The 13,251-nt window shown below is 38.4% G+C and carries 10 protein-coding genes; all 10 read left to right on the top strand.

The genetic code is table 11. The features are described from left to right. Window positions 1-100: 100 nt before the first annotated feature. A complete protein-coding gene (gene ilvB, locus AB3M96_RS03570; RefSeq protein ID WP_412966190.1) occupies window positions 101-1,819 on the top strand; it encodes an acetolactate synthase large subunit in 1,719 nt (572 codons plus the stop codon). Further along, window positions 1,816-2,334 (top strand): acetolactate synthase small subunit, encoded by a 519-nt coding sequence (gene ilvN / locus AB3M96_RS03565; protein ID WP_412966189.1) that lies wholly within the window; start codon window positions 1,816-1,818, stop codon window positions 2,332-2,334. The genes ilvB and ilvN overlap by 4 nt, the downstream gene beginning before the upstream one ends. Before the next feature lie 82 nt (window positions 2,335-2,416). Continuing rightward, window positions 2,417-3,445: a ketol-acid reductoisomerase gene (gene ilvC / locus AB3M96_RS03560; protein ID WP_412966188.1), complete on the top strand. Its 1,029-nt coding sequence runs from the start codon at window positions 2,417-2,419 to the stop codon at window positions 3,443-3,445. Beyond that, a complete protein-coding gene (locus AB3M96_RS03555) occupies window positions 3,432-4,976 on the top strand; it encodes a 2-isopropylmalate synthase (RefSeq protein WP_412966187.1) in 1,545 nt (514 codons plus the stop codon). Before ilvC ends, AB3M96_RS03555 begins: the two co-directional genes overlap by 14 nt. Window positions 4,977-5,066: 90 nt before the next feature. After that, entirely contained in the window at window positions 5,067-6,179 is a 1,113-nt protein-coding gene (gene leuB / locus AB3M96_RS03550) for a 3-isopropylmalate dehydrogenase (RefSeq protein WP_412966186.1), read from the top strand. A gap of 431 nt (window positions 6,180-6,610) precedes the next feature. Then, window positions 6,611-8,038, top strand: coding sequence for a 3-isopropylmalate dehydratase large subunit (leuC, locus tag AB3M96_RS03545; protein ID WP_412966185.1), 1,428 nt, complete (start codon window positions 6,611-6,613; stop codon window positions 8,036-8,038). A 2-nt stretch (window positions 8,039-8,040) separates the two neighbouring features. Next, window positions 8,041-8,631 carry a 3-isopropylmalate dehydratase small subunit gene (gene leuD / locus AB3M96_RS03540; RefSeq protein WP_412966184.1) on the top strand — a complete coding sequence of 197 codons (591 nt, stop codon included), beginning with the start codon at window positions 8,041-8,043 and terminating at the stop codon, window positions 8,629-8,631. A 26-nt stretch (window positions 8,632-8,657) separates the two neighbouring features. Next, a complete protein-coding gene (locus AB3M96_RS03535) occupies window positions 8,658-9,731 on the top strand; it encodes a tetratricopeptide repeat protein (RefSeq protein ID WP_412966183.1) in 1,074 nt (357 codons plus the stop codon). A gap of 239 nt (window positions 9,732-9,970) precedes the next feature. Further along, a complete protein-coding gene (gene tig / locus AB3M96_RS03530) occupies window positions 9,971-11,257 on the top strand; it encodes a trigger factor (RefSeq protein ID WP_412966182.1) in 1,287 nt (428 codons plus the stop codon). A gap of 472 nt (window positions 11,258-11,729) precedes the next feature. Beyond that, the gene (clpX, locus tag AB3M96_RS03525; RefSeq protein WP_412966181.1) at window positions 11,730-12,992 is read left to right on the top strand and encodes an ATP-dependent protease ATP-binding subunit ClpX; all 1,263 of its coding nucleotides are present in this window, start codon (window positions 11,730-11,732) and stop codon (window positions 12,990-12,992) included. The last annotated feature ends 259 nt before the right edge of the window (window positions 12,993-13,251 follow it).

Raw genomic sequence — 13,251 nt, 5'->3', positions numbered from 1 at the left:
AAAAGATTAGGTACGCATATTGGATAAAGGGTGAAGCGAAATTCACTTCACCCCAACATTTGACGTTGAACCATTTTAAAAAAGAAGGGATGATAGAAAAATGCGTGTAAATGCAAAAGTGGAAGAACGTACTGATACTTCTGCGCAAATGAATGGTGCCTTAATGCTAATTGAAGCATTAAAGCGGGAGAATGTAGAAGTCATTTTTGGATACCCTGGCGGTGCTGTACTTTCAATTTATGATAGTTTATATGATTCTGGGATATTTCATGTTTTAGCAAGACATGAACAAGGAGGCATACATGCAGCCGAGGGTTATGCAAGAATATCTGGAAAACCAGGCGTTGTCATTGCAACTTCAGGACCTGGAGCTACAAACATTGTTACAGGGCTAACAGATGCAATGATTGATTCAATTCCACTTGTTGTATTTACAGGCCAGGTTGCTTCAACAGTAATTGGTTCGGATGCCTTTCAAGAGGCAGATGTACTCGGGATTACCATGCCAATCACAAAGCATAGCTATCAGGTTAGGGATGTAAAGGACCTACCACGAATCATTAAGGAAGCCTTCTATATCGCTACTTCTGGAAGACCTGGTCCTGTATTAATCGATATTCCAAAAGACATGACAGTGAACGAAGCTGTATTTGATTATGATCAAGACATCCATCTACCAGGCTATCAACCTACTATCCAGCCTAATCATTTACAAATTCGAAAACTGGTTGAGGCAGTTAGCCAAGCAAAAAAGCCTGTCATACTAGCGGGAGCAGGAGTACTCCATGCAAAAGCAGCTGACGAATTGAGAGAGTATGTAGAACAACAAAGTATACCTTTAGCTCATACATTGTTAGGTTTAGGCGGATTTCCTGCAGAACACCCACTTTACCTCGGTATGGCAGGTATGCATGGTACATATACCGCCAATATGGCATTACATGAATGTGATTTACTGATTAGCATCGGTGCAAGATTTGATGACCGGGTAACAGGAAATCTACAACATTTTGCTCCGCACGCTACGGTTGCTCATATTGATATCGACCCGGCGGAAATTGGGAAAAATGTTCCAACGAAGATTCCGGTTGTCGGCGATGCGAAAGAGGTGCTAAAAAGTCTTATTCATCAGAATGGAAAACAAGGTGACACAAACGAATGGAGAGAAACCTTAGCTAATTGGAAAAAAGAATATCCGCTTTGTTATCAACCGTCCGAAGAGGAGCTTAAGCCTCAAAAATTAATAGAACTTATCTATAAATATACGGGTGGTGAGGCTATCGTAACAACAGATGTTGGGCAGCACCAAATGTGGGCCGCACAATACTATCATTTTAATAAGCCGAATCGTTGGGTAACATCTGGTGGACTTGGCACGATGGGGTTTGGTTTACCAGCGAGTATTGGTGCACAATTAGCTGAAAGATCTTCTACTGTTGTTGCAATCCTAGGTGATGGTGGATTCCAGATGACAGCACAAGAACTCTCAGTTATTCATGAGCTAAAGCTCCCAATTAAAATAATCATTCTTAATAACAAAGCTTTGGGAATGGTCAGACAATGGCAGCAGATTTTTTATAATCAACGTTATTCACATTCCTTACTCCATAATCAACCAGATTTTATTAAATTAGCAGATGCATATGGCATAAAAGGGATGAAAGGAACAAATGAAAAAGAGGCTGAACAGGTGTTACAAGAAGCATTCGAATATGAAGGACCTGTGTTAATGGATTTCAGTGTTACTCCAAATGAAAATGTGTATCCAATGGTAGCACCAGGTAAGGGTCACCATGAAATGGTAGGTGTTAAGCTTTGAAGAGAATCATAACATTACTCGTAAATAACCGAGCAGGAGTGCTAAATCGAATAACGGGACTATTAACTAAGCGTCATTACAATATCGAGAGCATTACGGTTGGCCATTCTGAAACAGAAGGTGTATCTCGAATGACATTTGTTATTCATTTAGATGATGAAGCTGGTGTTGAGCAAATTACCAAACAACTCAACAAACAGATAGATGTATTGAAGGTCATGGACATCACGAATCAAGCAATCGTTGCAAGAGAGCTTGCTCTTATAAAAGTAGCCTCAACCCCTGCAAGTAGGAATGAAATATATAGTTTGATAGAACCCTTCCGAGCATCAATTATTGATGTGAGTAAGGAAAGTTTAGTTGTTCAGGTCACAGGTGAATATGAAAAGGTTGAGGCATTAATCGATTTATTAAGGCCATATGGAATAAAGGAAATTGCCAGAACTGGAACAACTGCTTTTACACGAGGCAATCAAAAGATTGTTTCGAATATGAAGTCCTATTCAATCGTTTAAAGTGTTAGTCACCTATAAGTAAAAACGTAAAGGCTATCATTCTACTAAAACTAATTTAATTTTAACAAGGGAGAGATTATTGATGACAAAGGTATATTATAACGGAGATGTTAATGATTTTGTTTTATCAAATAAAAAGGTTGCTGTAATTGGTTATGGTTCACAGGGGCATGCACATGCACAAAATCTACGCGAAAGTGGAGTAGATGTAATTGTTGGCCTTCGTGAAGGAAAGTCATGGGATCAAGCAAAACGCGACGGGCTTCCGGTGTTCTCAGTGCGTGAGGCAGTTGAGCAAGCAGACGTTGTAATGGTATTACTGCCAGATGAATATCAACCAAAGGTATATAAAGAAGAAATTGAACCAGCCTTAAAACCTGGTAATGCATTAGCGTTTGCACACGGATTCAATATTCATTTTAGTCAGGTAGTTCCACCAAGCTTTGTGGATGTGTTCTTAGTTGCCCCTAAAGGACCAGGACATTTAGTAAGACGTACCTTCACAGAGGGTGCGGGTGTACCAGCATTAATTGCTGTGGAGCAAGATGTTACTGGAAATGCAAAGGATGTTGCTCTAGCATATGCGAAAGCTATTGGTGCTGCTCGAGCAGGGGTCTTAGAGACAACTTTCCAAGAGGAGACAGAAACAGATCTCTTCGGAGAACAGGCTGTATTGTGCGGAGGACTTACTTCACTTGTAAAGGCAGGTTTTGAGACATTAGTAGAAGCGGGATATCAACCAGAGGTTGCCTACTTTGAGTGTTTACACGAACTAAAGCTAATCGTTGACTTAATGTACGAAGGTGGATTAGAGGGAATGAGATACTCCATTTCTGACACAGCACAATGGGGAGATTTTGTATCAGGCCCACGTGTGGTAAATGAAAATGTAAAAGCAGAAATGAAGGAAGTCTTAAAAGATATCCAAACCGGCAAATTTGCAAAGGGTTGGATTATAGAAAATCAAGTCAACCGTCCAGAGTTCAATGCAATTAACAAACGTGAGAGTGAGCATCAAATTGAGGTTGTGGGTCGTAAATTACGTGAAATGATGCCGTTTGTTAAACAAAAACAAGCGAAAGAAGTGGTGGGTGCTCGTGCAGAAAATTAATATATTTGACACTACATTACGTGATGGTGAACAGTCTGCTGGTGTCAATTTAAACCTTCATGAAAAACTTGAAATAGCTAAGCAACTGGAACGTCTTAATGTGGATGTAATGGAAGCGGGTTTTCCTGCTTCCTCTGAGGGTGATTTTCAGTCGGTAAAACAAATTGCCGAAATGATAAAAAATTGCTCGGTTACGGGTCTTGCACGATCCACAAAAAATGATATTGACGCTGCATGGGAGGCATTAAAGGGTGGTGTTGAACCACGGCTTCATACCTTTATAGCAACATCTCCCATTCATATGACATATAAACTTAAACAAACACCTGATCAAGTAATTGCAACAGCTGTTGAAAGTGTGAAGTACGCTTCTAAGTTTTTTCCAATTATTCAATGGTCAGCTGAAGATGCGAGTCGTTCGGATTTACCTTTTTTAGCGAAAATTATTAAAGAAGTAATTGATGCCGGTGCATCTGTTATTAATATCCCTGATACCGTCGGTTATGGAACGCCGGAAGAGTACGGTAGAATTTTTAGCTATCTACAAGAAAATGTGCCAAATATTGAAAAGGTTATTCTATCCGCTCATTGTCATGATGATTTAGGGATGGCGGTTTCAAACTCACTTTCTGCTGTAGAGCATGGAGTATTACAGATCGAAGGTACGATTAACGGGATTGGCGAACGAGCTGGGAATGCTTCTTTAGAAGAAGTCGCTGTTGCCTTGCATATACGTCAAGACTACTACAAAGCTAAAACCAGATTAAATCTCGGTGAAATAAAAAGAACGAGTGATTTAGTTAGTAAACTTACAGGGATGATAATTCCACCTAATAAAGCAATTATCGGTAAAAATGCATTTGCCCATGAGTCAGGAATTCATCAGGATGGTGTACTAAAGGAAAAGACCACTTATGAGATCATCTCTCCTGAGTTAGTGGGAGTAAAATCCAATTCAATGGTTCTTGGAAAGCACTCAGGACGACATGCATTCCGAAATCGGATTATTGAACTGGGCTATACGTTAGAAGAACAAGAAGTAAATCACGTATTCAAGCTCTTCAAAGCATTAGCAGATAAGAAAAAAGAGATCACAGATGATGATTTAATTACACTTTTAGTCGATGAAAAATTAACAAATCTTGAAGATGCGTATCAATTAACAGCGATGCAGGTTCAATATGGTACGACTCAAGTTCCAACAGCAACTATCACATTAACGGACCGTGAAGGTAATCAGATACAAGAGGCGGCAACTGGTTCAGGTAGTGTTGAAGCACTATATAACACTCTGGAACGATGTATTGGTATAACAATTACTCTTGATGATTATCGAATACAATCAGTTGGTGCAGGGCGTGATGCTCTTGCGGAAGTTTATGTGAAAATCAAGCATGAAAACTATGAAAGTAGTGGAAGAGGGACTGCTCAAGACGTGCTAGAAGCTTCTGCAAAAGCATATGTAAACGCAGTGAATCGACTCTTATCTGTTGAGCAAAACAAAAGGATACTCGATAAGGTTGGTGTATAAACCTACTAATTTCAGTGTTTAAAGGCGAAGGGTAATGCTATTACTAAGAGACTTACTAATTCGCGAAAAAATAAAAGAGGAGGAGTCAGAATGAAGAAAAGTATTGCCGTACTTCGTGGAGATGGAGTTGGAAAAGAAGTAACAAAAGGGGCAATTGAAGTACTGAAGGCTGTAGGTGAGCAATTTAATCATGAATTTACATTTCAGTACGCTTTAATAGGTGGCACGGCAATTGATTACGAAGGCACTCCTCTTCCTGCAGAAACACTGGAGATATGTAAGAAGAGTGATGCAGTGCTACTTGGTGCAGTTGGTGGCCCGAAGTGGGATTCAAATCCACCACATTTAAGACCTGAAAAAGGATTGCTCCAAATACGGAAAGCTTTAAATCTGTACGCAAATGTAAGGCCGGTAACATGTTTTACAAGTCTATTAGACTCATCTCCACTTAAAAAAGAGATTGTTGAAGATGTAGACTTTGTAATTGTGAGAGAGCTAACAGGTGGCCTTTACTTTGGAAAGCCAAGTGGCAGGAGTATGAGCGACGGTGAGGAAACAGCGGTTGATACACTATCTTATAAAAGATCAGAAATGAAGAGAATTATTGAAAAGGCCTTTGAAATGGCAAGAACAAGAAGAAATAAAGTAACATCTGTTGATAAAGCAAATGTATTGGAATCCAGCCGCATGTGGCGTGAAGTTGCTGAGGAAGTTGCAAATCAATACCCAGACGTAACGCTTGAACACATGCTTGTAGATAATGCAGCAATGCAGCTAATCCGAAATCCGAGACAATTTGATGTCGTTGTTACGGAAAATATGTTTGGAGATATTTTAAGTGATGAAGCATCCATGTTAACAGGTTCATTAGGAATGCTTCCTTCAGCTAGTCTTTCATCAGAAGGACCAAGTCTGTATGAACCGATTCATGGATCTGCACCTGATATTGCAGGGAAGAATCTAGCAAATCCAGTTGCAACTGTTTTATCTGCCGCGATGCTCCTTCGCCTATCCTTTGGTATGGAAGAAGAAGCAAAAGCGATAGAAAAGGCAGTAGAACAAGTGTTAGATGCAGGTTACCGTACAGCTGATGTAGCTAAACTTGGTAAACGACCAGTCACCACAACCGAAATGATCGAGCGTATTAAAGAAGCCCTTGTAGAGGATGGGGCAATCTCGAATATCATGGCAGCTTATGCATAGGAAATTGTTTCAAATGTCAATTGGTTGACTATAAAGAAAAATTAATTCCCCTCACTTAATTTGGAAAAAGTGAGGGGTACCTTATAAAAAGTACATTTTATAGGAATTGTGAAATAAAGATAGGCTATTTTGTAAAAGATTGTTGCATAGTTAAAATATGCAATCCAAGTTGATTGAAGAGGAAGGCGGTGACTCCTCGAAAATGCATTGCATTTTCTTCGTGCGTGGGAGAATTCAAAGAAGCCTCTCAAAGTCCTGCGGGAAAAGCGGGAGACTTGAGACCCCACAGGAGCGTAGCGACGAGGAGGGTCAAGCCACGCCCGCGGAAAGCATCCGAATGGAGGGTAAATCAACTGTGATAAAAACAATAAAGTTTACGAAAACAACCTAAAGATAAAATCGATTTTACAAAAGGAGGAGAAAGGGACGATATGGCACCAAAAACAATCATTGAAAAGATATGGGAGAAGCATGTTATTAACCAAGAAGAGGGGAAACCTGATCTACTCTACATAGACTTACATCTTGTCCATGAAGTAACCTCTCCCCAGGCCTTTGAGGGATTAAGAATAAAAAATAGAAAAGTTAGAAGACCTGATTTGACTTTTGCAACAATGGATCATAATGTACCTACTACTAGTGACCGTTTTAATACAAAGGATGAAATTGCAGCAAAACAAATGAGCGCACTAGAAAAAAACTGCCAAGACTTTTCTATTAAACTAGCGGATTTACATAGTCCTGAACAGGGAATTGTTCACGTTATTGGTCCAGAGCTTGGGTTAACGCAGCCTGGCAAAACAATTGTTTGCGGAGATAGTCACACATCCACGCATGGAGCGTTTGGTGCACTTGCGTTTGGAATTGGTACAAGTGAAGTTGAGCACGTACTTGCTACTCAAACATTATGGCAACATAAGCCAAAAACAATGCAGGTAAATATCGTTGGACCATTAGCGAACGGAGTATCAGCAAAGGATGTTATTTTAACGATTATAAAAAAATATGGAATTAACTTCGGAACAGGTCATGTCATTGAGTATACCGGTGAGGCCATTCGCAATATGTCAATGGAAGAGCGAATGACAATCTGTAATATGTCAATTGAAGGTGGTGCGAAGGCAGGGTTAATTAGTCCTGATGAAGTAACCTTTTCTTATTTAAAAGGCAGGAAATATAGTCCTATTGGTGTTGATTTTGATCTGGCTATAAATAGATGGAGAGAGCTTGCTACCGACGAGGGTGCTGTATTTGATCAAGTTGTAGAAATACATGCAGAAGAAATTTTACCGACCGTTACATGGGGTACAAACCCATCTATGAGTGTAACTATCGAAGACACAGTACCATTTCCTGAGGATTTTAATAGAGAAGTAGATCGTAAAATGGCTCAGAGAGCCTATGAATATATGGGACTAGCGCCTGGAACTCCTATCTCAGAAATTGAAGTACAGCATGTATTTATTGGGTCATGTACAAACTCAAGAATCAGTGATTTAAGAGAAGCAGCAGAGGTTATTAGGGGGCATAAGGTTGCTCCAACTGTAAGAGCCCTTGTTGTACCTGGTTCTCAACAAGTCAAAATCCAGGCCGAGAAAGAAGGGTTGGCTGCGGTATTTCGTGAGGCGGGATTTGAATGGCGCGATGCGGGTTGCAGTATGTGCTTAAGTATGAATCCAGATGTAGTACCAGCAGGTGAACGCTGTGCCTCGACATCTAACCGAAACTTTGAGGGAAGACAGGGTAAGGGTGCACGAACACACTTAGTAAGCCCAGCGATGGCAGCAGCTGCAGCAATTCATGGAAGGTTCGTAGATGTACGAACAATGCAAAAAACAGCACTAGGGAAGGAGGCGTAACGATGGAACCATTTATCACACATAAAGGTAAGGTTGCAGGTATGGACCGTACAAATGTAGATACTGACCAAATTATCCCCAAGCAATTCTTAAAAAGTATTGAACGCGTAGGTTTTGGTAAATATCTATTTTTTGACTGGAGATTTACTTCAGAGGGAACGCCGGAACTTGGATTTGAACTGAATCGACCAGAAAATGCCGAAGCAACAATTCTTGTTGTAAATGAAAACTTTGGATGCGGCTCTTCTCGTGAACATGCACCATGGGCGTTGCAGGATTATGGTTTTAAAGTAATTATTGCCCCATCATTTGCAGATATTTTTTATAATAATTGTTTAAAAAATGGATTACTTCCTATTGTAGTAGATAAGGAAGACGTAGAATACTTTTTAAAAGAAGCGACCAGTCCTAATTATGAATGTACAGTTTCGTTAGAAAAGCAGACAATAGCTGATAGTAATGGTTTTACTAGAGAGTTTACTGTTAATTCTTATTGGAAAGAAATGCTTTTAAACGGTTGGGATGAAATTGACAAAACACTTTCTTATGAACAAAAAATAGATGAGTATGAGAGAAAAATGGGTGGGATGTAAGTCTCACCCTATTGTTTTCTCTTTTTTTGATTGGTAAACTAAGTACTCAAATGAATATATTTGGGGTCGGTAAACCTATGGGTAAACAAACAAAAAAGAATGATAAAGTTATACAATTTCCACAACTTAAAGAAAGATTGATGGAAAAGGGGCTTGATGCACTTAAAACCAAACACTTTAAGGATGCGCTTTCTCTATTAACTCAGGCTCAAGAACTTGAAAAAGGGAATCATGAAATAGAGTTAGGTATTGTTATTGCTTTATTTGAATTAGGTAAATTTGAAGAAGCGAAGGAAAACTGCTTAGTTATGCTGAAGGAAGATATCGGTGACTACTTTCATGTTTTACAAGTTTACGTTATGATTCTCGTTCAACTTGGACAATATGATGAAGTAAAGTCGACAATTGAGGCTGTCTTAGATGAAGGATCAGTACCTATGGATTACTTAGATAATCTTACGCAACTCCTAGAGCTAAGCAAAAGAATGATACGTACTAGTCCTACTATAGAACAGGAAGAAACATCTAGAGAGGATGTAAGAGAACAACTGCAATACGTCCTCCTGGAACAAACAGATCTTGGACAACAGCTACAAATAATTCAGTCACTAAAAGACCTGAATATACGACGCTTTTTAGACATATTTATTGAATTTTTGAGAAGTAAGGACAAGCATCCCATCGCAAAAACTTTAGCAATACAGTTATTAGTAAATAATCAGATTGATGAAGAGATAGAGGTAGAAAAGTTCAAAGAAACAATAATGGTTAATCCATCTAAACTAGAGGACCCATCTACTTCGATTTATACACAACAGATACTTTCTTTACTGGAAGATAAGCTGCAACACAACAACCCTAGCCTATATGAAACAGCTAAGGACTTGTTGCTAAGACACTTATTTGTGTTATATCCTTTTACTCTTAAAATAGAAGAAATTCCTATGTTTGCCGCTGCATTACATTTATATAGTGCTGAGCTACAAGGAATTGAAATAGAGAATCGGGAGCTTGAGGAAGAGTATGGAGTAAGCCTATTTCAACTAAAGCATACACTTGAAAAACTAGAGAAAATAGAGAGTATTTCTTTTATACAATAAGCGGTAATTACTTATTACTTTTATAAAATGTTTTTGTTGGTTAAACTTTCTAACAACATAAAAATATTCTATCTGTTGAAAGGTTAACATTCTGTGTTATAATGTAGGGGTTGCAAAATGCTTGGATGCCCTATCGGATAAGTGAAACTCCTATTACTGACCGTTAATGCGGGATGAAGAGTAGTAGCAAATTACATAGGAATAAATAGTTAGTAAATAGATGTTGGAGGGAACAATAAATGTCTGCAAAATTTGAAAAGTTAGAAGGAAATCAAGGCGTTCTAACAATAGAAGTTGACGCTGCAAAGTTCAATGAAGGACTTGACGAAGCATTCAAAAAGGTAGTAAAACAAGTAAACGTACCAGGATTCCGTAAAGGTAAAATGCCTCGTGGAATGTTTGAAAAGCGCTTTGGGGTAGAATCATTATATCAAGATGCATTAGATATCATTCTTCCTGATGCATATGAAGCTGCAATTAAAGAAACTGGTATTGAGCCAGTAGATCGTCCTGAAATTGATATCGAGACAATTGAAAAAGGCCAAAACCTTATCTTCACTGCAAAAGTTACAGTAAAGCCTGAAGTGAAATTAGGAGAGTACAAAGGTCTTGAAGTAGAAAGACTTGAAGATACTGTTTCTGATGAAGAGGTTGATGCTGAATTAACTCAACTACAAGAGCGTCACGCTGAACTTGTTGTAAAAGAAGAAGGCGCTATTGGAAACGGTGATACAGTTGTAATCGATTTTGAAGGCTTCGTTGATGGAGAAGCATTTGAAGGTGGAAAAGCTGAAAACTATTCTCTTGAAATTGGATCTGGATCATTCATTCCAGGTTTTGAAGAGCAATTAGTTGGTGTAGCAGCAGGTGCTGAAACGGATGTTGAAGTAACATTCCCAGAAGAATACCATGCTGAAAACCTAGCAGGTAAGCCAGCAACATTTAAAGTAAAAGTACACGAAATTAAAGCAAAAGAACTTCCAGCTTTAGATGATGAGTTTGCTAAAGATGTTAATGACGAAGTTGAAACATTAGACGAACTTAAATCTAAAACTAGAACACGTTTAGAAGAAACAAAGAAGCGTGATGCTGAAAACCACTTAAAAGATACGTTAATCGAAAAGGCTGCTGAAAATGCAGAGATTGATGTACCAGAAGCTATGGTTAACACTGAATTAGACCGTATGGTACGTGAATTCGAACAACGTTTACAAATGCAAGGTATGAACCTTGATCTATACTTCCAATTCTCTGGTCAAGATGAAAATGCACTTCGTGAACAAATGAAAGAAGATGCTGGTAAGCGAGTTCGTATCAACCTAACTTTAGAAGCAATTGCAAAAGTTGAAAATATAGAAGTAACTGAAGAAGAAGTAACTGCTGAACTTGAAAACATGTCAACAATGTACGGTACTTCAGTGGACGAACTTACAAAAATGCTTGGTGGCTTAGATGGAATTAAAGAAGATTTAAAAATTAGAAAAGCAATCGATTTTCTTGTAGAAAACAGCAAAAGTGTTGCATAATAATAGATAAGGGAATAACAAGGCGCGAGTTAATCGTGCCTTGTTTTGTACCTATATTTAGAAGGTATACATACAAATAAGCATTTGGTAGTAGTTTTATTATCACGATTATGGGAATGATAAAAAGGAGGGCAGATTAAATATCTTTCTGGACAATAACAGAGCACACACTTACATAATGAAGAAAAACTTGGCAAAAACCAGTACTTGTGCGTTTAGGAAAATTTTTTATATATCCTTTAAGCGGACAAAGTGTTATTATTACCTGTTTACTTAGAAAATATGGTACAATGCAATACATAACTATTTAGGTGGATTTGAGCAAGTTGGAGAAAAATCTGGGCACAAATACGCCAAGATGCATTTGATTTTATAAAGAAAAATAACGAACTATTAGTTCGAATTAGTCTAATAAGAAAGAAATAAGCATTAGGCATTCTGAAGAGAGAAGAAACAAATAAGGGGTGACATGATGTTCAAGTTTAATGATGAAAAAGGGCAACTTAAGTGTTCTTTTTGCGGGAAAACTCAAGATCAGGTCCGCAAATTGGTAGCAGGTCCTGGGGTTTATATTTGCGATGAATGTATTGAATTATGTACAGAAATCGTAGAAGAAGAGCTTGGAACAGAAGAAGAAGTTGAATTTAAAGATGTACCGAAACCAAAAGAAATAAGAGAAATATTAGATGAGTACGTAATTGGTCAGGAGGCTGCAAAAAAGTCATTAGCAGTTGCCGTATATAACCACTATAAACGTATTAATTCTAATAGCAAAATAGATGATGTTGAGTTATCAAAAAGTAATATTTGTATGATTGGTCCAACAGGTAGTGGTAAAACGTTATTAGCGCAGACCTTAGCGAGAATTTTAAATGTACCATTCGCTATTGCTGATGCAACTTCACTAACAGAAGCTGGTTATGTAGGGGAAGATGTTGAAAACATTCTCTTAAAACTAATCCAGGCTGCTGATTATGATGTTGAGAAGGCAGAGAAGGGTATCATTTATATCGATGAAATTGATAAGGTTGCTCGTAAATCTGAGAATCCTTCCATCACTCGTGATGTTTCAGGTGAAGGTGTTCAGCAAGCCCTCTTAAAAATTCTTGAAGGTACGGTTGCAAGTGTGCCTCCACAAGGTGGAAGAAAGCACCCGCACCAAGAGTTTATTCAAATTGACACTACAAATATCCTGTTTATCTGTGGTGGAGCCTTTGATGGGATTGAACAAATTATCAAACGCCGACTAGGTAAAAAAGTAATCGGTTTTGGATCAGAAGTGAAGGAAGAAGAACTAGACCAAGTATCACTTTTATCTAAATCATTACCAGAAGACTTATTAAAATTCGGTTTAATTCCAGAATTTATTGGCCGACTTCCAGTCATTGCGAGCTTAGAGCCGCTAGATGAGGATGCGTTGGTAGAAATTTTAACTAAGCCTAAAAATGCCCTTGTAAAACAATACCAAAAGATGCTTGAATTAGATGAAGTTGAACTTGACTTCGAAGATGATGCTCTATTGGAAATTGCGAAAAAAGCAATTGAACGTAAAACAGGTGCTCGTGGATTGCGTTCAATTATCGAAGGTATCATGCTTGATGTAATGTTTGATCTACCATCAAGAGACGATATCAAAAAATATATCATCACTGCAGAAACAGTGACAAATAGTACTCCTCCAAAACTTCTTTTGGATGATGGAACTATTGTTGAAAACACTGAGAAATCAGCTTAATGTAAGTAACCCCCGGGGATTTGTCCTCGGGGTTTTTGTTTTTAGAATTAAAAATTACTATTACAAGAACCGCACCCTGACGACTCCGTACCTACTCACGCCATGTTTTAAGAACGATTGGGTAAGAAAGAGAAAATACGAACCCACTCGGGCGCATTTTTATGGCTGAGTGGGTAAGAAAGAGAGAATACATACCCACTCGCGCGCTTCTTTAAAGCTGAGTGGGTAAGAAAAAGAGAATACATACCCACTCGCGCGC

Source organism: Ferdinandcohnia jepli (assembly GCF_047246645.1).
Classification (GTDB): Bacteria; Bacillota; Bacilli; order Bacillales; family Bacillaceae_L; genus Ferdinandcohnia.
This window is presented reverse-complemented; position numbering and strand designations above follow the sequence as displayed.